Below are 20,692 nucleotides of genomic sequence, written 5' to 3'. Positions count from 1 at the left end.
GGCGGCCCCGTGCATCAGAAGCTCTTGCTGTAGAACAGCGAGTAGGACTCGATACCGTCGTTCGGTTGCTTGATGCCGGCATTGGAGTAGTGCATCAGACGGAGCCCCACCTTCTGCGCACCCGGCAGCTTCAGGCCAAAGCCGATGCGGTCTTCGAAGTTGACCGATGAGCCCAGGTGCTGGTCACCCACATCGGTCTTGGAAAAGGCCGCCAGGCCGATGCCGGCTTCGACATACGGGGTGTAGGTGAAGCCACTGAACTCGTAGGTGAACACCGGGCTGAACGACAGCGAGTGAGCGCCGCTGGCATCGCCACCTTCCCAATAGGTGTAGGCCGCATCCCAATATCCCGTCACAAAGCCGATGTCACTTTTCATCCACTGCTTGTCCCAGTCGAACGCCATACCGAGACGGTACGTCATGTCGCCCTGGCTAGTGGCACCCACAGCGCCGGAAATTTCTGCGGCCTGGGCCAGAGGGGTGCCCCCGAGCACCAATAGGGCGGCGGCCAGCGTGCTGGCAAGACGGGTTTTCATCAATGACTTCTCCTGATGGTCACACGGGCAAGTGGGGGCTGGGGCCCCTCGATTTTTGCGGTGAACGGTGCAGCCGGTCACACGGCGTAATACTTTTCTGATTATTGTCCAGATAATCAGAAAGTTGAAAGTGAATTGCCAGCATTGCTTGAATTTACCCGTAGTGCCCCAGCTGCTGATGGCGGCAGGTCCCCGCCGAGGCGGAGTACGGATGTACTCCGCCCGTCGTGGACGCTCAATGCCAGTTCAGGCTTGCGGTGACAGGCGTCTTGCCGTTTACCGTGACCCGTTGCTGGACCGTTGTACCCTGCGCCTGGCCGATGACCTGGTACTGGCCGGGTGGCAGCTGGACATAGACCAACGGCCCGGCATCCTGCAGGCTCAACACGGACTTGCCTTGTGCATTGTGGATGTCGACTGCGGCGCCGCTCTCGAACTGGCCGTGTGCACCGGTCGACAGTTCGACGTGCAGGTCATAACCCGGGGTCCGGCGTATGGCATTGGCCTCATCCTGGCCGATACCGCCCGCCAGGTAGCGCACGCCATTCTGCTCCTGCGGCTGCACTTGCACGGCTTGCATGTCGATCGGCGCGTTGTGGTCGTCGACTTCTGCGCCAGCGGCCAGGGTCCAGGGCAGCGCCAGTGCGATCAGCAACGTGGCGCCCACAGCATGGTGATGGTTACGCATGGTCAGCTCCTCCTCAAGGAGATGGCTTACCTGATGTTTGACCTCACACCGTGCTGATGTTCAGGCCGCCCGCCGCTCTTCGAGAAGTTTCACGAACATGCTCAGGCTGCGCGAAACCGTGCCCCGGCGCCACACCAGCCAGGTCTTGAGGTAGCGGAACTGCTCCTGCATCGGCCAGGCGCAGACCGTGCTGCAGCCAGGCATGTTGTCGAGCATGCTGCGCGGCAGCATGGCCAGGCCGGCACCGGCGCTGACGCAGGCGAGCATGCCATGGTACGACTCCATTTCATGGATCTTGCCGGGCACCGCCTGGTCCTGGACAAACCAGTTCTCGAAGTGGTGACGGTACGAGCAGTTGGCGCGAAAGGCATAGATGCTCGCGCCGTTGACGTCCTGGGCACGGGTGACCGGGGCGTGGTTGAGGGGCGAGATGATCACCATCTCCTCCTCGAACACCGGCATGCCTTCCAGCGTGGGGTGCAGCACCGGGCCATCGACGAAAGCCGCCACCAGGCGCCCCGCCAGCACGCCTTCAAGCATGGTCCCGGAGGGCCCGGTGGACAGGTCGAGGTCGACTTTGGGGTAGCGCTGATTGTAGGCCGCCAGCAGCGCAGGAATGCGCACCGCCGCGGTGCTCTCCAGCGAACCCAGGGCGAAGGTGCCCTGGGGGTCCTCGCCGGCCACGGTCAGCCGTGCTTCGTGCACCAGATCGAGGATGCGCCGGGTGTATTCCAGGAAGTTCCAACCCGCCGGTGACAGGCGCAGGCGGCTCTTCTCACGGATGAACAGTTCGACGCCCAGGTCTTCCTCCAGCTGCTTGATACGCGTGGTCAGGTTCGAGGGCACCCGATGGATATGCTGGGCGGCGGCGCTGATGCTGCCCTGTTCGGCCACGGCCTTGAAGATCTCCAGTTGCACCAGGTCCACAGTCATTCTCCAAACGTGAATGTTTCGCTCATTATTATTCAGTTTTCATTAAAGCCATAGCCCACTAGTCTGGCGTCACCGAGTAACAACAACGAGAGTGACCCGCCATGAGTGCGATCAGCAGCCTGACCCACGCCATCTCCGTCGACCCGTTCAGCGGCGAGCAGATTGGCGCCTATCCCTTCGACACCGACGCCGCACTGGAAGCGGCGCTGCAACGCGCCAAGGCTGGCTACGGCCAGTGGCGGCAAGTGTCGCTGGGTCAGCGCAGCGAGTACCTGCTCGCCCTGGCCAGCACCCTCGAAGCCAAGGCCGAAGCCTTCGCCCAGATGATCAGCCGTGAAATTGGCAAGCCGATCGCCCAGGCCCGTGGCGAAGTCGCCAAGTGCGTCGGCCTGTGCCGCTGGTATGCCGAGCACGGCCCGGCGATGCTCGCCGCCGAGCCGACCCAGGTCGAGAAAGCCCGCATCGAGTACCGCCCGCTGGGCCCGATCCTGGCCGTGATGCCGTGGAACTTCCCGGTCTGGCAGGTGCTGCGCGGCGCCGTGCCGGCGATCCTGGCCGGCAACACCTATGTCCTGAAGCACGCACCGAACGTGATGGGCAGCGCCTACCTGCTGGGTGAACTGTTCAAGGACGCCGGCCTGCCTGAAGGCGTGTTCGAAGTGCTGAACGTCACCCCGGACGGCGTCACTCGCGCCATCAACGACGTGCGCATCGCCGCCGTGACCCTGACCGGCAGCGTGCGCGCGGGCATGGCCATCGGTGCCCAGGCAGGTGCCGCGCTGAAGAAATGCGTGCTGGAGCTGGGCGGTTCCGACCCGTTCATCGTGTTGGCTGATGCTGATATCGACGCCGCTGTGCAGGCCGCCGTGATCGGTCGCTACCAGAACACCGGCCAGGTCTGCGCCGCCGCCAAGCGCCTGATCATCGAAGAAAGCATCGTCGAGGAATTCACGCACAAGTTCGTCGAAGCCACGCGCAAGCTGAAAGTCGGCAACCCATTGGAAGACGACACCTACATCGGCCCGATGGCCCGCTATGACCTGCGCGACGAGCTGGATGGCCAGGTCCAGGCGACGCTGGCCGAAGGCGCCACCCTGCTGCTGGGCGGCGACAAGGTCGAAGGGGTTGGCAACTTCTACGCACCCACCGTGCTGGCCAACGTCACCCCGGACATGACTGCCTTCAGGCAGGAGCTGTTCGGGCCAGTGGCAGCGATCATCACTGCCCGTGACGCCGACCATGCGGTTGAGCTGGCAAACGACAGCGAGTTCGGCCTGGCTTCGACCATCTACACCGCCGACTATGCGCTGGCCGAGCGCATGACTGCCGCGCTGGATACCGGTGGCGTGTTCATCAACGGCTACTGCGCGTCCGACCCCCGTGTGGCGTTTGGTGGCGTGAAGAAGAGCGGTTTCGGGCGTGAGCTCTCGCACTTTGGGGTGCGCGAGTTCACCAATGCCCAGACTGTCTGGCTGGATCGTAACTGATTCCAGGCATTGGGGCCGCTTTGCGGCCCTTTCGCGACACAAGGCCGCTCCTACAGGGGATCGCGTTTCCCTGTAGGAGCGGCCTTGTGTCGCGAAAGGGCTGCAAAGCAGCCCCAGCAATATCAATCCCGGACCTGGTCCTTGACCCAGTCCAGCATCCCCCCCGGCACGATCAGCTCATGCCGCGCCCGCGAACAGGCGGTATACAGCCCCGCCAACAGCCGCGCCCGGTCGTTGCGATTGCCCGCCGTGCCAGGCGCCACCATCAGCTCCGGCGACACCATCACCCGGGCGAACTCCATGTTCTTCACATCCCGCACCCGGCCAAGGAACAGCTTTGGCGCCTTGTCCCAGCGGTAACGGCTCTTGGCCTTGGCAAAATGCTCCGGGGTATAGCCTTTGCGCAGCATGCCGGCCACGGCGACAAAGGCCTTGTCGTCGCCCTTGTCCTGCTCCAGTGCTTGCCAGCTGGGATAACGGAACAACATCGGGTGGCGCGCCCGGGTGCCGTAGCGGTACAGCTCGATGCAGTCCTCGACGAACAGTTCGAAGTCCTTGCGCGCGCTTTTCAGCAGCACGAAGGGCACCCCCTGATGAGTCAGGCGCTGGAACCAGCCGAACAGGCCCCACTCGTCATCGACGATCAAGGCGGTTGGCTGCTCAGGCACGGTCACCGTGTCGAAGAAACTCACCCGGGTGTAATGCTCGGCACTGCCACTGAAGGCCGCCTGGATCGTCGCCGGGTGTGCCTGGATCAACGGGTTCAGCACGCCGTCCATGGCGGGGCCGGCGCGCAGCGAGTGGTCGATGTAGCGCTGGCGAATGAAGTTGCCATGGTGGGGGCTCAGGCCATTGAGGTTCTGCAGCTCGTCGCCCAGCGCGATGACTGACTGCGGGCTGCGATCGAGCACCGAGAGCATCGGCGCGGACAATTCATGGGCCTCGTCGACGATGACGTGGCTAAAGCGGCTGTCGATCACCTCAGCGGTCAATGACAGCAGCTTGACCCGGTGGTAGTCACGCACCGGCAGCTGGATGTCGCGAGCTGACGGGCGGACCAGCTCCTGCCAGTACAGGCGGGCCTTTTCCAGCAGCACTTCCTGGTCCAGCGGCGTGGTGCCAGGCCCGGCCCAGGGCAGGTGATGCAGCTGCAACTGGCTGTCGCCGCTGCGGCAGAAGCTGCGCACGGCCTTGACGCACAGGGCCACCACATCGCGCGCGGCGAGCGGGCCGATGTCGGGGATGTTCAACCAGCGCACCACCTGCGCCTCCTGCGGGCGCCAGGACAGTTTGGTGCGGTACGGGTCGCGCAGGCGCCAGCCGTTGCTGGTGAGGTCACGGTTGAGAATTTCGTCGGCCAACTGGCCGAAGGTCAGCGCAGTGTAGGCCTGGGCATCCCTGACCCGTGCCTGCAAGGCCCGCAGCTGGCCTTCGGTAAGGGCTAGCAGCAGCGTGCGCTGAGGGTCAAGCAGGCGTGCGAACTGGTGGATCAGGAAGGTCTTGCCGGTGCCGGCGAACCCCTGCACGGCGACCGATTCGTCGACACCGCAGACAAACTCGCGCAGCAGGCGGTGCTGTTGGTCACTGAGCATCAGGTCACTGGCCAGTGACGGCAGGTACACCGGGTGCAGCGGCGTGACGCGCTGGCGATAGCTGTCGGCGAACTGGAAATTCCACTGGCCTTCGGCGTCCTGGAACTCGTCGGCCTGGTACTCGGTTTCGGCCGACACCAAGGCGACCCCGTTCTCACCGAGCATGCCCAGCCCCATGGCGAACGCCTCGCGGTCGAAGTGCTGGGCGACCTGCCGCTGGAAGCGGCCTGGGGCTGCAGCTTCGACTTCATTGGCGATGCGCACGATCTCGGCGAAGCGGCGCTCCTGTGTGTCCGCCGAGGCGCTGGCCGGTTGGCGTGGCAGGTTCTGCACGAACAGCACGGCGGCAGCTTCCAGCAGGCTGGCGCTCGGGAAGAAGTCGGTGGCGGGGGGCACGCTGGCCAGGCTGTCGGCCTGGTCGCTGGGCAAAGGCAGGTAGAACATCGGGACCTCGGGTGGAAACTGCCGGGCACGATAGCAATTTTCCAATGGGAATGCTGGGTTGTCTGTACCGACCCCTTCGCGGGTAAACCCGCTCCCACAGGTACCGTGCTGCCTTCAAGACCTGTGATATCCCTGTGGGAGCGGGTTTACCCGCGAAGAGGCCGGTACAGGCAACAGAATTCTCAAGCCCTGCCCCGCTTGAGGGTCTCGCTCGGAAACTCCTTGAACAACTGCCGGTAACTCTCTGAAAACCTTCCCAAATGCCAGAAAGACCAACGCATGGCCACTTCCGCAACGGTCACCTCACCGCCGCGCAACAGATCCCGCCGCGCGCCGTTGAGCCGACGCAACCGCAGCCAGTGCGCCGGCGGCATCCCGGTAAACGCCTTGAACGCCTGCTGCAGCTGGCGCAGCGACACACCGGCCACCTCGGCCAACTCGACCAGATTGAGGGTCTCATCCGGGCAATCTGCCGCCCATTCGCTGACCCGCTGCATGATCGCCCGCTCCTCGCCGCGCCGCCCCAGCGCCCCGCCTTGCAAGCGCTGGCAGGCGTTGTCGAGAATGAACAGGCAATCTTCGAGCAACTGCTCGGCCAGCGCCTGCCCTTGCAATGGGCAATCGGCCTCGCCCAGGCGGGTCAAGGTGGCACTCAGCCAACTGCCGAACAGCGCATTCTGCCCACTGCCCAGCGGCACCATGAACAACCCTTCGAGCCGCTGTGGGTCCAGGCCATGACGGGCGAGAAAGGCCTGGTCGAACACCACGGCCACTTCCTGATAGTTCTCCGGTGTGATCCAGATATTGCGGCTTTGCTCATTGAGCAGGTAAAGGCTGTTTTCGCTCTGGTCGAAACAGAACGCCAGCGCACCGCTCGGTGCCCGGAAGAACTGCTCCACACGTGTGTTCAGTCGCTCCTCGTAGACCTCCACTCCATCGAGCCCCAGGCAGCGCAGCTGGCCGCTGAAATGGCCTGGCGACATCTGCCGGTACTGCTGCTGCCAACCGGGGGTGGCGCGTACCTGTTCGGTCACATCCGTGGTGTGGAAGGCCTGGACTTGCAAGGCATTAGGCGTTGTCACGCGTTGTCCTAGTTGCACTCTTTTGGTGCATTGATCGCAGAAGAAAGTGGATAGATGGCTTTGCGGGCCTGCGCTCAAGATAGTCTCCAGCGTGTCACCTGGGAAGCGCAATGCCTTCGAAACCCTGCAACGGCTTTCGCGGGCCCGCCCGCTCCCACAAAAAAACCCAACCAAGAGGTCTGTATGAACGCCCCCTTCGATCAGCTGTCCGCCTGGCTGAAAGAACACCGCATCACCGAAGTCGAATGCGTGATCAGCGACCTGACCGGCATCGCCCGCGGCAAGATCGCACCGACCGCCAAGTTCCTTCACGAACGCGGCATGCGCCTGCCAGAAAGCGTGCTGCTGCAGACCGTCACCGGCGATTACGTCGATGACGACATTTACTACAGCCTGCTCGATGCAGCCGACATCGACATGGTCTGCCGCCCCGACCCGACGGCCGTCTACCAGATCCCGTGGGCCATCGAACCCACCGCCATCGTCATTCACGACACGTTCGACAAGCAGGGCAACCCGATCGAGCTGTCGCCACGCAACGTGCTGAAGAAGGTGCTCAAGCTGTATGCCGACAAAGGCTGGCAGCCGATCGTCGCGCCAGAGATGGAGTTCTACCTGACCCAGCGCTGCGAAGACCCGGACCTGCCCCTGCAAGTACCATTGGGCCGCTCGGGCCGCGCCGAAAGCGGGCGCCAGTCGTTCTCGATCGACGCCGCCAACGAATTCGACCCACTGTTCGAAGACGTTTACGACTGGTGCGAGCTGCAAGGCCTGGACCTCGACACGCTGATCCACGAAGACGGCCCGGCGCAGATGGAAATCAACTTCCGTCATGGCGACGCGCTGGACCTGGCCGACCAGATCACCGTGTTCAAACGCACCATGCGTGAAGCCGCGCTCAAGCACAACGTCACCGCCACCTTCATGGCCAAGCCGATCACCGACGAGCCAGGCAGCGCCATGCACCTGCACCAGAGCGTGGTCGACATTGCCACCGGCAAACCGGTGTTCGCCAATGACGATGGCAGCATGAGCGAACTGTTCCTGCACCACATCGGCGGCCTGCAGAAGTACATCCCCAAGCTGTTGCCGATGTTCGCACCCAACGTCAACTCGTTCCGTCGCTTCCTGCCGGACACCTCGGCACCGGTCAACGTCGAATGGGGCGAGGAAAACCGCACCGCCGGCCTGCGTGTGCCAACGTCCAGCCCCGATGCGATGCGCGTGGAGAACCGCCTGCCGGGCGCCGACGCCAACCCCTATCTGGCGATCGCCGCCAGCCTGCTGTGCGGTTACCTGGGCATGGTCGAGCAGATCGAGCCGAGCGCGCCGGTCCAGGGCCGTGCCTATGAACGGCGCAACCTGCGGCTGCCGATCACCATCGAGGATGCGCTGCAGCACATGGAAGACTGCGAAACCGTGCAGCGCTACCTGGGCAAGCAGTTCGTCCAGGGCTACGTCGCGGTCAAGCGTGCCGAGCATGAAAACTTCAAGCGCGTCATCAGTTCGTGGGAGCGCGAGTTCCTGCTGCTGAGCGTGTAATTCTCCGGGGGCGCCAAGCGCCCCCCCTTGCACCGAACTCAAAGAACAAGACCAACGAGGTGTCGACATGCGTCATCTGCAAGCCCTGATCCCCGCTACCTTCGCCCTGCTGTTCTGCGCCGCCGCACAGGCCACGCCCAGCGTCAGCGTGTACAACTGGACCGACTACATCGGTGACACGACCCTGGCCGACTTCCAGGCCAGCAGTGGGATCAAGGTGGTCTATGACGTGTTCGACTCCAACGAAACCCTGGAAGGCAAGCTGCTCGCCGGCCGCACCGGCTACGATGTGGTGGTGCCCTCCAACCACTTCCTGGCCCGCCAGGCCCAGGCCGGTGCGTTCCTGCCACTGGACCGCAGCAAGCTGCCGAACTGGCAGCACCTGGACCCGAAGCTGCTCAAGCAGCTCGAGCAGAATGACCCCGGCAACCAGTACGCAGTGCCCTATCTTTGGGGAACCAACGGCATTGGCTATAACGTCGACAAGGTCAAGGCCGCACTGGGTGTGGACCATATCGACTCCTGGGCAACGCTGTTCGAGCCAGAGAACCTGAAGAAGCTCAAGCAATGCGGCGTGGCCTTCATGGATTCACCCGACGAGCTGTTTCCGGCAATGCTCAACTACCTGGGCATGGACCCACGCAGCGAAAAACCGGGCGACTATGCCAAGGCTGAAGCGCGCCTGCTCGAACTGCGCCCGTACATCACCTACTTCCATTCCTCCAAGTACGTCTCGGACCTGGCCAACGGTGATATCTGCGTGGCCTTCGGCTATTCCGGCGACGTGTTCCAGGCGGCCAACCGGGCCGTGGAAGCGAAAAACGGGGTCAAGATCGCCTACAGCATTCCAAAGGAAGGCAGCAACCTGTGGTTCGACCTGCTGGCAATCCCCAAGGATGCGCAGAACCCTGAGCAGGCCCTGGCGTTCATCAACTACCTGCTTGACCCGAAAGTGATCGCCAAGGTCAGCGCCACGGTCGGCTACGCCAACGCCAACCCGGATGCCCAGGCCTACATGGACACGTCACTGGTCGACAACCCGGAGATCTACCCACCCCAGGAAGTGCTGGACAAGCTGTACATCTCCAGTACCCCGAGCCCGAAGATCATGCGGGTCATGACCCGCTCCTGGAGCAAGATCAAGTCCAACCGTTGAACCGAGAACGCATCATGTCTTTCGATACCCAACATACCGCGTCGTACTACGCCGCCACGGCGCGCAACGCGGCGCCCTACCCCTGCCTCGACGGCGAACTGACGGCTGACGTGTGCGTAATCGGCGGCGGGCTGACCGGGGTCAACACCGCGCTGGAACTGGCTGAGCGCGGGCTTTGCGTGGTGCTGCTGGAGGGCCGTCGCGTCGGCTGGGGCGCCAGCGGGCGCAACGGCGGCCAGCTGATTCGCGGCATCGGCCATGATGTCAGCGGCTTTGCCCGCTACGTTGGCCAGGATGGCGTGCGCTACCTGCAGCAGGCCGGCATCGAGTCGGTGGCACTGGTCGCTCGCCGCATCGAGCAATACGCGATTGCCTGCGACCTGCGCTGGGGCTTCTGCGAACTGGCCAATACGCCGGCACAGTTCGCTGCCTTCAAGGCTGAACAGGAAGACCTCGCCAGCCTGGGCTACCGCCCCCAAACCCGCCTGGTCGGGCCCGAGGGCATGCATGAAATCGTCGCCAGTGACCAGTATGCCGGCGGCCTGGTGGACATGGGTTCAGGCCACCTGCACCCGCTCGACCTGGTCCAGGGCGAAGCACGCGTGGCCCATGGCCTGGGAGTACGCATCTTCGAGCAGAGCCCGGTGCTGCGCATCGAGCATGGCCCGACCGTGACCGTGCATACGGCACGCGGCAAAGTACGGGCACAGAGCCTGGTTCTGGGCTGCAACGCCCACCTCGACGACCTGGAGCCACGGCTGAGCGGTAAAGTGCTGCCGGCCGGGAGTTACGTGGTGGCCACCGAGCGGCTGCCGGAAGCCGTGGCCAGCACGCTGATCCCGCAGAACATGGCCCTGTGTGACCAGAAAGTCGGCCTGGACTACTACCGCCTCACTGCCGACCGACGCCTGCTGTTTGGCGGTGCATGCCACTATTCCGGCCGCGACCCCAAGGACATCGCGGCCTACATGCGGCCCAAAGTGCTCAAGGTGTTCCCACAACTGGCCAACGTGCGCATCGACTACCAGTGGGGCGGCATGATCGGCATCACCGCCAACCGCTTCCCGCAAGTGGGGCGCTTGAGCCAGCACCCCAACGTTTTCTATGCCCAAGGTTATTCCGGGCATGGGCTGAACGTAACCCACTGGACGGCGAAGCTGCTGGCAGAAGGTATCGCGTTGGGGCAGAGCCAGGGGCTGGATGTGTTCAGCGCGGTGCCGCACCTGACGTTCCCGGGCGGCAAGGCGCTACGCTCGCCGCTGCTGGCGCTGGGGATGTTGTGGTATCGGTTGCGCGAGGCGCTCGGGTAACAGGGCGTACGCCTTGAAAGCTGCGCCGTGCTTGAGATCGAGCGCCGCCCGCGCGGCGCTCGATGTCAAAGGCACTACAGTTTTCAAGACATGCACAACCATAAAACACCAGGCAAGACCTCAAGGGTTTTCAAACGTTCACTGGCCATCTGCCAAGCACCTGCTAGCGTTGTTCTGGCCGACCCATCATGGATGCAAAACCATCATGAAATCCCTGCCCCGCGTTACCCTGTTGTGCGCCGCTTTGCTCGCTGTGGCCGCCTGCTCCAGCAACCGCGTGGACCCCAAGGACTATTCCGGCTTTCTCAAGGACTACAGCCGCCTGCAGGAAGCGAAAAGTCCATCGGGTGCATCGGTGATGCGCTGGATCGACCCCAAGGTCAATATCAACCAGTATTCGCAAGTCTTCATCGAGCCGAGCCAGTTCTACCCCAAGCCGCAGGCCACGGCGGTCATTTCCCAGCAGACGCTGAATGAAATCACCCGCTACTTCAACGATGCCCTGCGCCGTGAAATGGGCAGCGTGCTGACCCTGGCCAAGGCGCCCGGGCCGGGCACCATTGTGGTACGCCCGGCAATCACTGCGGTGTCAACCAGCAATGAAAGCCTCAAACCCTACGAATTCATCCCGATCGCGCTGATTTCCGCAGGCGTCAATACCGCCATGGGTGGCCGCGACCAGCAAGTGGATGTCGGTGTCGAAGCGGCCTTCCTCGACGGCGGCAACCAGAAGGTACTGGCCCAGGTAGTGCGCAAGGGTACCGGCAAGGAGCTGGAAAACGACAAGACCAAGCTGACCCTGAACGACGTCAAGCCAGTTCTCGACGGCTGGGCCAAGGATATGCGCGCCAGCTTCGTCACCCTCAAGAACAAGGGCAAGTAGCGTCAAGGTACCCTGTGTACACCATAGATCGAGCGCCGCCCGCGCGGCGCTCGATTTACGCCTCACGCCCAATTCAAGGCAGGCACTGGCATCTTGCCGGCGAAACGCCAATCAACATTCGACGAATGCGACCGCCAGGCCACCCCGCGAGGTTTCCTTGTAGTTGGCATGCATGTCGGCGCCGGTGTCGCGCATGGTGCGGATCACCCGGTCTAGCGAGATGAAATGCTCGCCGTCACCGCGCAGGGCCATCTGCACGGCATTGATCGCCTTTACCGCAGCAATCGCATTGCGTTCGATGCACGGCACCTGGACCAGCCCGCCGACCGGGTCGCAGGTCAGCCCGAGGTTATGCTCCAGGGCAATCTCGGCGGCGTTTTCCAGTTGCGGCGGTGTGGCCCCCAGCACTTCAGCCAGACCGGCAGCGGCCATCGAACAGGCCGAACCGACTTCCCCCTGGCAGCCGACTTCAGCCCCGGAGATCGAGGCATTCTTCTTGCACAGGATGCCGACGGCGGCGGCGGCCAGCAGAAACGCCACCACATCGTCGTCACAGGCACCTGGGTTGAATTTCATGTAGTAGTGCAACACAGCCGGGATAATGCCGGCGGCGCCATTGGTGGGCGCGGTGACCATGCGTCCGCCAGCGGCGTTTTCTTCGTTGACCGCCAGGGCAAACAGGTTGACCCACTCCATGGCGCTCAAGGTCGAACCGATCACATTGGGCTGGCCAGCTTCCTGCAAGCTGCGGTGCAGGCGCGCAGCACGGCGCTTGACGTTGAGGCCACCGGGCAGGATGCCTTCGTTGCGCAGGCCGTTGTCGACGCAATCGCGCATCGCCGCCCAGATCCGCAGCAGGCCTTCGCGCACTTCGGCTTGCGGGCGCCAGGCGCACTCGTTGGCCATCATCAGTTGCGCCACACTCAGCTGGTTGGCCTTGCACAGTGCCAGCAACTCTGCAGCGCTGGAAAACTCGTACGGCAGCTGGACCGCATTGTCTTGCGCCTGAGGCGCATCGATCTCGCCCTGCTCGACGATGAAACCGCCACCGATGGAATAGTAGGTCTGATGCAACAGACGACCCTGCCCGCCCAGGGCCTCGAGGGTCATGGCATTGGGGTGGTATGGCAGGCTTTCGTCCAGCAGCAGCAGGTCGCGGGCATTATGGAACACCAGCGGATGGCTGCCATCGAGCATCAGGCACTGCTCCTGCAGCAACTGGCTGATGCGCGGCTCGATGGTGGCCGGGTCGATACGATCCGGCCATTGTCCCATCAGGCCAAGCAGGCAGGCGCGATCCGTGGCATGGCCTACCCCGGTCGCTGACAGCGAGCCGTACAGGCGTACTTCGATGCGCTGCACCTGGGCCAGCAAGCCCTGTTCGCGCAAGGCTTGGGCAAAGCTCGCCGCTGCCCGCATCGGGCCTACGGTATGGGAGCTGGACGGGCCGATGCCAATCTTGAAAAGGTCGAAAACACTGATAGCCATACTAATGCCTGACCGTGTCGGCGCTGTACTGTGCCGCACGGCTGTCTGAGAAAATTGAGTGGTACTGCCAATTTGCGCGATACTGCCGCGATCACTGACCGATGACCAACGAAACTTCCTAAGCAAGGCTTTAGCGATACTAAACGATGCGACGACAACTCAATGGCCAACTGTTCGTCTGGCTGCATGTCTTCTCCTGCGCAGCGCGGCACCTTTCGTTCACCCGCTGTGCCGACGAACTGCACATCACCCCCGGTGCTGTCAGCCAACAGATGCGCCAGCTGGAAGAGCGCCTGGGCTACAAGCTGTTCCTGCGCCGGGCACGCGGTGTGGAGCTCAGCGCCGAGGGCCAGCGCCTGGCACAGACGGTCACCGAGGCCTATGGCAGCATCGAGGCCGAACTGTTGCGCCTGGATGCCGGTGAAATCCGCGGTACCTTGCGCCTGCGTTCGATCCCGTCGTTCCTGGCCAAGTGGCTTACCCCTCGATTGCCGCGTTTCCAGCAGCGTTACCCGGACATCGAACTGCGCCTGGTCGCCGAAGACAGCGCCCATGCCTTGCACCCCGGCGACTTCGACCTGGCCATCGACCTCAACGACGGCAGCTACCCGGGCATGCTGTCGACGCCTTTGCTGGACGAACAGATCTTCCCGGTCTGTTCACCTGCGCTGCTGCGTGGTCGCCCACCGCTGCATGGCCCGGCCGACCTGGCGCATTATCCGCTGCTGCACGACATCACCGCCTGGCGCGGCAGCTCGGAATATGCGGAGTGGGAGTTTTACCTGGAGGGCATCGGCGCCGGCGGGCTGGACGTGCGCCGGGGGCATACCTTCAACCGCAACCACCTGACCATCGAAGCGGCGATCGCCGGCGTCGGCGTGGCGATTGCCCGGCGCACGCTGCTCAATGACGAGCTCGAACGCGGCGCCTTGATCGTGCCGTTTGGCCACCCGATAGCCAACCACAAGCGCTACATGGTGCACTACCCCCCAGGCGGGCTGAACCAGCCGGGCGCGCGAGCGGTGCATGACTGGCTGGTGGAAGAAGCGCAAGGCTTTCGCGCCTTGCACCCGCTGACGCTACCGGCCTGATCACTCGACGGCTATGTGCTTGATGTCGAAGTCGAACGACGGCACAAAGCCGGTCGCGAGCAGGTGTGGGCATTCCGAGGGCTTGTAGTCATCGCTGAGCAAGTCCTGGCTGCTGTCATAGCCAGGCATGGATATCCCGGCCATGTTCAGCAGCATATGCGGCAGCGAGCCGATGCTGACCTGCTGGTCCTCCCTGGCCTTCAACTTTTCCAGTTTAGCCATCTGCTCTGGCGAGAGGTTGCCGCTGGACCAGACAAACGCCGATGTCGACAGGTCGTACTGGTTACCGATGCCGTGGCCCAACAGCTCTCGGCTGTCATCCAGCAGGTTCTCGCCATGGTCCGACGCGTAGACCAGCAGTGCTTTCTTGTGCCTGGCCGCCAGCGTTTGCATGATCGAGAACAGCAGCCAGTCGGTGTACAGGACCGAGTTGTCGTAATCGGCCGTGATCCGGTCTTTCTGGCTGCCGCTGGCCGGCTTGAACCGGGCGAAGTCGCCTGGGAAGCGCCGAGCGTATTCGAAGTGGCTGCCCTTGATGTGGATGAATATCGCCTGGCGGCGCCTATCGGCCTTGCCCAGCACCTGCTGCAAGACCGGCACCAGCGCACCGTCATAGCTGCGCTCCAGGTACTGGCGGTAGTGAGCTTCTGCGGCGATCTGCGGAATGATCCCGCCAAAGCTGTCGACCTCCTGCGAAGACAGCCAGTACGTGTCGTAGCCGGCCGCACGCAAGATCCCGACCAGCGACTTGTTCGATGCAATCAGGTCCCAGTCGCGGATGGGGTACAGGCTGAGCAGCGAAGGCACGGCAACCGACGTGTAAGGCGCGGTGGTGCACATGCGCTTGAGCTTGAACAGCCCCGCCTGCTGATCGAGGTGGGGCGTGGTGCTGTTCGGGTAGCCGTACAATGACCAGTTGTGCGGGCGCGAAGACTCGCCGATGACGAACACCAGCGTCTCGATGTCGGCCTGGTCGGAGATGCGGGTGATGTTCACCTGCGCCGCCATGCGTTGCTGGATATACCCCTTGGATTCCCAATACAGGGCCGCCGTCAGGCCGAGCTGCGACAGGTAGCCTACGGGCGTGCTCTGGTCTTTCGCCAACAGGTCGAGTACTGCGCCCTTGCTCAGTGAGTTGAGCGTGACGGTCTTGTAGAAATAAGCCCCATAGCCCAGCAGCAAGCCACCGAGCGCCAGCGCCAGCACGGCCTTGTTGCGGTGCTGGCGGCGGCCGTGAAGCCCGGCCAAGCCCACCCCGTAGCACACTGCGAACACCGCCAAGGTCGCAGCGATCGAGCGCCAGTAGGTGGCGAAAAAGTCCGTCGCTTCCTTGTAGTTGGTCAGGGCAATGTACAGGTAGGCCGCCGTCAGCCGCGAACCGAAGTTCAGCACCACGAACAGGTCGATGCTCGCCAGCAGGTAGAACGGCAACAGCAGCACATGCACCCTGAACGGGTTGGCCGATATGAAGCGGATTGCCAGCAGCCACAGCAACGAAATGGCAAAGGTGTACAAGACCAGCAGGTCGATTTTCGCGCATTGGCAATCCGCCAACAGCCTGGCGAATTGCGGCGAAAACAGAAAGGCCCAGAGCAGCAGCGAGGGCCACTCGGCTTTCAACAGCCTGGCGATAACGGCTCCTCCCGCGGACAAGATGATGATGCCCCTCCCCGCCCCGCTGGCCTGCGGCGTCAATAAGCCTGCTTGCCAGTGAAGGCATTGAGGGTTCTTATCAGGATCACGAAGTCGAGCCACAACGACCAGTTGTTGATGTACTCGATGTCCGAATTGACCCGCTGGATCATCTGCTCGATATCCTTGGTTTCCCCGCGATACCCGCGTACCTGCGCCAGGCCCGTCATGCCGGGCTTGATGTTGTGGCGGGCGAAGTAATCGACGATGTCCTGCGAGTACAACGTGTCGTGCTGCAAGGCATGGGGGCGCGGGCCGACCAGCGACATGTCGCCGGTCAGCACGTTGAACAGCTGCGGCAGCTCATCGAGGCTGGTGCGCCGAATGAACGCTCCGACCCGGGTCAGGCGCGGGTCATTGCGCTGCGCCTGCTCGACCACGCCGTTTTCCGGCTGATGCACATGCATGCTGCGGAATTTCCAGATACGAAACGATTCCCCGGTCCAGCCGGTACGGTCCTGGCGGAAGAACACCGGCCCGGGGCTGTCGAACTTGATGATCAACGCGACCGCCAGCAACACCGGCGAGGCGCACAGCAGGATGAGCGCGGCCAGCACGCGGTCTTCCAGGTTCTTCAGGAACAGGCTGGTCCCGGTCAGCGGCGTTTCCGACAGGGTCAGCACCGGGATCCCGGCAATTTCGCGCACGCTATGGTTGATCAGGCGCAGCGAGAAGATGTCCGGAACCCAATTGACCGCAATGCACTTGTCGAGCAACTTGAGGTACACATCCTGAATCACTGCCGACCCGCCAAGGGGCGTAACCAGGTAAACCGTGCGGATGCCATGCTGGGCGATGATCTCGTCGAGATCGGCAATGCTGCCCAGCACGGGCAGGCGCAGCTTTGCATCCTGCCCCTCGCGGGCCTGATCTTCTTCCTGATCGACCCAGATGCACCCCATCACCCGCTCGCCGAACCACGGGTTGTTGCTGATCTTCTGATACAGGAAGTTGGCCAGGTCGCCATTGCCGATGATCAAGGCATTGTCCAGCCGCGCATGGGCGGTGAAGCGCTTTTGCAGCTCGCGCATGGCCACGTGCAGGAACAGCTGGACGATGTAGCCGATGACAAACAGTTGAACGACCAGCAAACGTGAATAGGTTTCGCTCTGCTTGGTCAGGAAGGCGATCACCACCAGGAAACAGAACGTCGCCGACCAGGCCTTGAACAGCCGGAAGGCCTTTACCGATAGCCCCACATTGCTGCGGTAGATGGCGTAGTGGTCATAAATGACCGCCAGCGCGCCAATCAGCAACAGCAGCATGATCACGTAGTCCGAGGTGATGTAGCCAAACTGGTCGTAGATCAGGTACCACGCCACACTGGTGACGGCAATCCCATCAAGGCCGGCTTGCACGGCGTTGCTGACGCTACTTCTTCGCTGGAGTAACGACCGACTGCTTCTGGGTTCGAACACCATCGTAAGGCCTCACTGAACTGTGTGTGGCAAAAGCCTGACCATCACAACGAAGCGATGGAAACTCACCTCAGGTAGCTGAAAAACCTTTGAAAATTCGCAGCACGGCGCCCCGCCTCGATTGATATCACTGTAGCAGTACCCGGCGTTTGCTGCGGGGGCTCATCGACCGCCCCGACAGGCAGCATTCAGCTTCGCCGTTGTGCTCGCTGCCCAAGCGCTCTGGCATAAAGCAGCGCACGCAACAGGAACAACGGATTACCCAGCACATAACGGGCAAACAGGCGCTTGGGCTCTTTGAGCAACCGGAACACCCACTCACCGTTCAGGCGGCGCACCCAGGAAGGCGCTCGCGCCACCTTGCCACCCAGAAAGTCGACAATGGCACCGCCGCAGACGATCAGGCAGGGGCAATCCAGCGCCGCCAGGCGAGCGGCGAGCTGTTCCTGCTTGGGCATTCCCATGCCCAGCACGATCAGCGCAGGCTGTTGTGCCTGGGCAAGGCCTAGGTAAGTGTCGAGTTCGGCGAAACCCTCATGCCGTGACACCACGTGCACGCCATAGCGCGCTTCGCAGCGTTGCGCGGCCTCGGACAGGAACGGTTCACGGGTTCCCCAGAATGCCACGCGCCTGCCATTGAAGGCCGTCAGCAGCTTGGGGATGAAGTCCGTGCCATTCATGTTCAGCCCAGGAGGCAGTCCCAGGCGCCGCAGCAATATCGCCATGCCGGCACCGTCGCGCAGCAGCACGTCAGCGGCCGAGAGTGCCTGGCAGTAATCAGCCTTGCCGGCAACCAGGTTCATGGCATGGGCGTTGACGAAAGCCAGTATGGTTGCCCGCTGAGGTGAACCTAACGTCGCGAGCAGACATTGCTCATCCGTTGCATCCTGGACCAACCGCAGCTTGCCGATGACCGTGTCCCAGCGTTGCAACCCTGTCCAATCCCGCATCAGCTGTCATCCCGCTTCGATCGCACCCAGTCGACCTGGCGCTTGAGTAGGAACCCCAGGTACAGGGGGATTTTCCTCGCCGCATAGAACGGCGCGTACAGCAGTACCGAAAACGGGATCAGCTCCCGTGCAAAGCGCCCCCACGCCAACAATACAGCGGCCCCGAGCAGGCCCGACGCCAGCGTGGCAAGTAGCGCCGGCAGCAGCACGCCGAACACGCCGAATGCCAGCCAGGTGACCGCAAACAGCACCATCAGCAGCAAGGACAGCAAGGCCAGCGGCGGTACCAGAAGGTCCATGGCCATGCCCAACAGCGGCCAGTTACGTCGCACCAGTGCCTGGCCGAAAAGCCTGGGCCCCTCAGCCAGCACAACACCCAGGTACCCATGCTCCCAACGCTTGCGCTGGATGTTCAGGCCTTCCTGGCTGGTCGGGAAGTGACTGTTGACGACGGCGGCCGGGCAAAACAATGGCGGTTTTCCCAGTGCGGCACACTCCAGGCCCAGCTTCAGGTCTTCGACCAGGTGCCCGGTCGCCAGGTTGAGGGCCGACAGGTCTTGCCAGGCAAATGCCATGCCCGCCCCCATCAGCTGGCAAGGCATCCCCAGCCGAGCCCAGCCCCGTGGGCGGACCAGGTTCTTCACGCGCCAGGCAAAGGCAGCCACCTGCACCTTCAACCCTGCACCGGCAGGCGCATGCATCAGATACAGCGCTTGTGCCGGCCGGGCATAGTCGACACAACAGTGCGCCAACTGCTCGAGCGCACCCGCGCCGAGCTGGCAGTCGGCGTCGATGATGATCAACACCTCTGGGGGCGACTGGCGCAGGTGCTGCACCCCGAAGTCCAGCGCGTAGCCCTTGCCACGCCGCTGGAGATCCTGGCGCTCGACCACTTGCGCGCCCGCCGCGCGGGCCAGGTTCGCAGTCTGGTCCGTGCAGTTGTCGGCGACCACCAGCAACTGGTCGCCCTCGCGCAATTGCGGCGTGATACTGGCCAGCGTGGAGGTGATCAGCGTTGCCTCGTTGTGCGCCGGCACCAGCACTGCCACCCTGGCACGCGTAGCTTGCCGGGCAACCCGCGCAGGCGCAGGCAAACAGGCGAGCACCACCTGGGTAAACAGCACCAGGGTCGGCATCAGCACCAGCAACGCCGCCAAGCCCAGCAACCCGCTCAACAGGTTCAGCATGTCGGCCCCCTGAAATGGCTGACCAACCGCGCTGCTTCGGTGTCGATGTCGTGGCGCTCGAGCACGCGCTGGCAAGCAGCCTCGCCCATGCGTTGCAGCACCTCCACCGGTTGCTGCAGGGAGTCGAGCATGGCCTCGGTCAACGCCTCGACGGAACCTGCCGCGAACAACCAGCCGTTGTCACCCTGGCAGACCAGTTCGGGAATGCCTGCCACGTAAGTGGTAAGGACCGGCCGACGCAACGCCATGGCCTCCATGATGACCACCGGCAAGCCCTCGGCAAAGCTGGGTAGCACCAGGGCACGCGCGGCGAGGATTTCATCGCGCACCTGCGCACTGCTGATCCAGCCCGTGATACGCACCTGCGCCTGCAAGCCGTACCGGGCGATCAACGCCTCGATCGGGCCGCGCATCTCACCATCGCCAGCCAGCACCAGCTTAAAGTCCACGCCCCGGCTCGCCAGAGCGCGGGCCGCCTCGACCAGCAGCAACTGGCCTTTCTGCTCGCACAGCCGCCCCACGCATACCAGCCGGGGCGCGGCGGGCGGCGCCAGTGCAACCCCCTCGTGGAAGCTGCGCTCCAGGCCACAATGCACCACCTTGACCTTGTCCCAATGCTCATGGGCCACCCAGCGATACAACTGACTGCGACCGAAAGAGCTGACAGCCGCCACGAAAGCGGCCCGGCGCACCTTCTCGCCCAGATGCAGGATCTGCGCCTTGTCGAACTCTTCCGGTCCATGCACGGTGAAGCTGTAGGCCGGCCCGCCGAGGGCATTGGCCAGCATCACCACCTCGGTCGAGTTGGTGCCGAAATGCGCATGCACATGTTCCGCAGCGGATGCCTGCAGCCATTGCAGCAAACGGCATGCTTCGGCCAGGTAGACCACGTGGTAGGGCCATGGGCGGTCAGCGCGCCAGCCCAGGCGAAGCGCCAGGCGCAGTGCGCCAAGAAAACGCTTGGGTTGTGCCCGCACGACGTCGAACAGCGGCCTCAGCAACCCCTTCAACCCTTGCTCCAGCACATAGCGGGTCTTGCCCCGTTCGGCCAGGTCTTCAGGGTCGTGCAGTTCGGCATCCCAGCCTCGCAGGGCGATGCGCTGAACCTCGATGCCCTGGCGCTCCAGCGCCTGTATTTCGCGGCGGATGAAACTGTGGCTGACCTTGGGATACTGATTGATGAAATAGGCGATACGCATAGAGCCCCGAATCT

At 63.2% G+C, this 20,692-nt stretch carries 17 protein-coding genes; 6 read left to right on the top strand and 11 right to left on the bottom strand.

From position 1 onward, the window contains the following. Nucleotides 1-14: 14 nt before the first annotated feature. The 3 genes from CQW31_RS05915 to CQW31_RS05905 all read right to left on the bottom strand — a co-directional run bounded on the left by CQW31_RS05915 (nucleotide 15) and on the right by CQW31_RS05905 (nucleotide 2,151). Nucleotides 15-536 carry an acyloxyacyl hydrolase gene (locus CQW31_RS05915; RefSeq protein ID WP_054885408.1) on the bottom strand — a complete coding sequence of 174 codons (522 nt, stop codon included), beginning with the start codon at nucleotides 534-536 and terminating at the stop codon, nucleotides 15-17. Between the two features lie 235 nt (nucleotides 537-771). Further along, on the bottom strand, nucleotides 772-1,224 hold the full coding sequence (locus CQW31_RS05910) for a hypothetical protein (protein ID WP_054885409.1): 453 nt from the start codon (nucleotides 1,222-1,224) through the stop codon (nucleotides 772-774). Nucleotides 1,225-1,284: 60 nt separating this feature from the next. Then, nucleotides 1,285-2,151, bottom strand: coding sequence for a LysR family transcriptional regulator (locus CQW31_RS05905; RefSeq protein WP_054885458.1), 867 nt, complete (start codon nucleotides 2,149-2,151; stop codon nucleotides 1,285-1,287). Nucleotides 2,152-2,258: 107 nt separating this feature from the next. Here CQW31_RS05905 and CQW31_RS05900 point away from each other — a divergent pair, with 107 nt between their 5' ends. Beyond that, nucleotides 2,259-3,644: an aldehyde dehydrogenase family protein gene (locus CQW31_RS05900; RefSeq protein WP_099814043.1), complete on the top strand. Its 1,386-nt coding sequence runs from the start codon at nucleotides 2,259-2,261 to the stop codon at nucleotides 3,642-3,644. Between the two features lie 122 nt (nucleotides 3,645-3,766). On the opposite strand, the gene CQW31_RS05895 is transcribed toward CQW31_RS05900, so the two are convergent. Both CQW31_RS05895 and CQW31_RS05890 read right to left on the bottom strand, forming a co-directional pair. Further along, nucleotides 3,767-5,680, bottom strand: coding sequence for an AAA family ATPase (locus CQW31_RS05895; protein ID WP_099814042.1), 1,914 nt, complete (start codon nucleotides 5,678-5,680; stop codon nucleotides 3,767-3,769). 182 nt (nucleotides 5,681-5,862) lie between these two features. Next, entirely contained in the window at nucleotides 5,863-6,762 is a 900-nt protein-coding gene (locus CQW31_RS05890; protein ID WP_099814041.1) for a helix-turn-helix domain-containing protein, read from the bottom strand. 183 nt (nucleotides 6,763-6,945) lie between these two features. Between CQW31_RS05890 and CQW31_RS05885 the strand changes: the two genes are divergently transcribed. From CQW31_RS05885 to CQW31_RS05870, 4 genes are all read left to right on the top strand, one after another. Continuing rightward, entirely contained in the window at nucleotides 6,946-8,304 is a 1,359-nt protein-coding gene (locus CQW31_RS05885; RefSeq protein WP_054885413.1) for a glutamine synthetase family protein, read from the top strand. Nucleotides 8,305-8,371: 67 nt separating this feature from the next. Continuing rightward, nucleotides 8,372-9,460 (top strand): polyamine ABC transporter substrate-binding protein, encoded by a 1,089-nt coding sequence (locus CQW31_RS05880; RefSeq protein WP_054885414.1) that lies wholly within the window; start codon nucleotides 8,372-8,374, stop codon nucleotides 9,458-9,460. 14 nt (nucleotides 9,461-9,474) lie between these two features. Beyond that, nucleotides 9,475-10,770: an FAD-binding oxidoreductase gene (locus CQW31_RS05875; RefSeq protein ID WP_099814040.1), complete on the top strand. Its 1,296-nt coding sequence runs from the start codon at nucleotides 9,475-9,477 to the stop codon at nucleotides 10,768-10,770. A 205-nt stretch (nucleotides 10,771-10,975) separates the two neighbouring features. Continuing rightward, on the top strand, nucleotides 10,976-11,653 hold the full coding sequence (locus CQW31_RS05870) for a DUF3313 domain-containing protein (protein ID WP_099814039.1): 678 nt from the start codon (nucleotides 10,976-10,978) through the stop codon (nucleotides 11,651-11,653). A 111-nt stretch (nucleotides 11,654-11,764) separates the two neighbouring features. Here CQW31_RS05870 and CQW31_RS05865 read toward each other — a convergent pair whose 3' ends face one another. Continuing rightward, complete coding sequence (locus CQW31_RS05865) at nucleotides 11,765-13,141, bottom strand: L-serine ammonia-lyase (protein ID WP_099814038.1); 1,377 nt, start codon at nucleotides 13,139-13,141, stop codon at nucleotides 11,765-11,767. A gap of 146 nt (nucleotides 13,142-13,287) precedes the next feature. On the opposite strand from CQW31_RS05865, the gene CQW31_RS05860 reads away from it, so the two are divergent. Beyond that, nucleotides 13,288-14,232 carry a LysR substrate-binding domain-containing protein gene (locus CQW31_RS05860; RefSeq protein WP_054885417.1) on the top strand — a complete coding sequence of 315 codons (945 nt, stop codon included), beginning with the start codon at nucleotides 13,288-13,290 and terminating at the stop codon, nucleotides 14,230-14,232. Here CQW31_RS05860 and CQW31_RS05855 read toward each other — a convergent pair whose 3' ends face one another. From CQW31_RS05855 to CQW31_RS05835, 5 genes are all read right to left on the bottom strand, one after another. Next, entirely contained in the window at nucleotides 14,233-15,885 is a 1,653-nt protein-coding gene (locus CQW31_RS05855; RefSeq protein WP_249341971.1) for a phosphoethanolamine transferase, read from the bottom strand. Nucleotides 15,886-15,923: 38 nt separating this feature from the next. Further along, nucleotides 15,924-17,345, bottom strand: coding sequence for an undecaprenyl-phosphate glucose phosphotransferase (locus tag CQW31_RS05850; protein WP_099814037.1), 1,422 nt, complete (start codon nucleotides 17,343-17,345; stop codon nucleotides 15,924-15,926). 185 nt (nucleotides 17,346-17,530) lie between these two features. Beyond that, the gene (locus CQW31_RS05845; protein ID WP_099814036.1) at nucleotides 17,531-18,292 is read right to left on the bottom strand and encodes a WecB/TagA/CpsF family glycosyltransferase; all 762 of its coding nucleotides are present in this window, start codon (nucleotides 18,290-18,292) and stop codon (nucleotides 17,531-17,533) included. Next, on the bottom strand, nucleotides 18,292-19,479 hold the full coding sequence (locus tag CQW31_RS05840; RefSeq protein ID WP_099814035.1) for a glycosyltransferase family 2 protein: 1,188 nt from the start codon (nucleotides 19,477-19,479) through the stop codon (nucleotides 18,292-18,294). The genes CQW31_RS05845 and CQW31_RS05840 overlap by 1 nt, the downstream gene beginning before the upstream one ends. Continuing rightward, nucleotides 19,473-20,678 carry a glycosyltransferase gene (locus tag CQW31_RS05835; protein WP_054885421.1) on the bottom strand — a complete coding sequence of 402 codons (1,206 nt, stop codon included), beginning with the start codon at nucleotides 20,676-20,678 and terminating at the stop codon, nucleotides 19,473-19,475. Before CQW31_RS05835 ends, CQW31_RS05840 begins: the two co-directional genes overlap by 7 nt. Nucleotides 20,679-20,692 lie beyond the last annotated feature (14 nt).

Origin of the sequence: Pseudomonas sp. 382 (assembly GCF_002759075.1) — a bacterium.
GTDB lineage: Bacteria > Pseudomonadota > Gammaproteobacteria > Pseudomonadales > Pseudomonadaceae > Aquipseudomonas > Aquipseudomonas vlassakiae.
Note: the sequence above shows the minus strand (reverse complement) of the source record. Positions and strands in the feature narration are given on the sequence as shown.

Coding starts and splice junctions, on each gene's coding strand:
- CQW31_RS05915 (WP_054885408.1), bottom strand. CDS start 536: ATGAAAACCCGTCTTGCCAGCACGCTGGCCGCCGCCCTATTGGTGCTC.
- CQW31_RS05910 (WP_054885409.1), bottom strand. CDS start 1,224: ATGCGTAACCATCACCATGCTGTGGGCGCCACGTTGCTGATCGCACTG.
- CQW31_RS05900 (WP_099814043.1), top strand. CDS start 2,259: ATGAGTGCGATCAGCAGCCTGACCCACGCCATCTCCGTCGACCCGTTC.
- CQW31_RS05895 (WP_099814042.1), bottom strand. CDS start 5,680: ATGTTCTACCTGCCTTTGCCCAGCGACCAGGCCGACAGCCTGGCCAGC.
- CQW31_RS05885 (WP_054885413.1), top strand. CDS start 6,946: ATGAACGCCCCCTTCGATCAGCTGTCCGCCTGGCTGAAAGAACACCGC.
- CQW31_RS05880 (WP_054885414.1), top strand. CDS start 8,372: ATGCGTCATCTGCAAGCCCTGATCCCCGCTACCTTCGCCCTGCTGTTC.
- CQW31_RS05875 (WP_099814040.1), top strand. CDS start 9,475: ATGTCTTTCGATACCCAACATACCGCGTCGTACTACGCCGCCACGGCG.
- CQW31_RS05870 (WP_099814039.1), top strand. CDS start 10,976: ATGAAATCCCTGCCCCGCGTTACCCTGTTGTGCGCCGCTTTGCTCGCT.
- CQW31_RS05865 (WP_099814038.1), bottom strand. CDS start 13,141: ATGGCTATCAGTGTTTTCGACCTTTTCAAGATTGGCATCGGCCCGTCC.
- CQW31_RS05860 (WP_054885417.1), top strand. CDS start 13,288: ATGCGACGACAACTCAATGGCCAACTGTTCGTCTGGCTGCATGTCTTC.
- CQW31_RS05850 (WP_099814037.1), bottom strand. CDS start 17,345: ATGGTGTTCGAACCCAGAAGCAGTCGGTCGTTACTCCAGCGAAGAAGT.
- CQW31_RS05845 (WP_099814036.1), bottom strand. CDS start 18,292: ATGCGGGATTGGACAGGGTTGCAACGCTGGGACACGGTCATCGGCAAG.
- CQW31_RS05840 (WP_099814035.1), bottom strand. CDS start 19,479: ATGCTGAACCTGTTGAGCGGGTTGCTGGGCTTGGCGGCGTTGCTGGTG.
- CQW31_RS05835 (WP_054885421.1), bottom strand. CDS start 20,678: ATGCGTATCGCCTATTTCATCAATCAGTATCCCAAGGTCAGCCACAGT.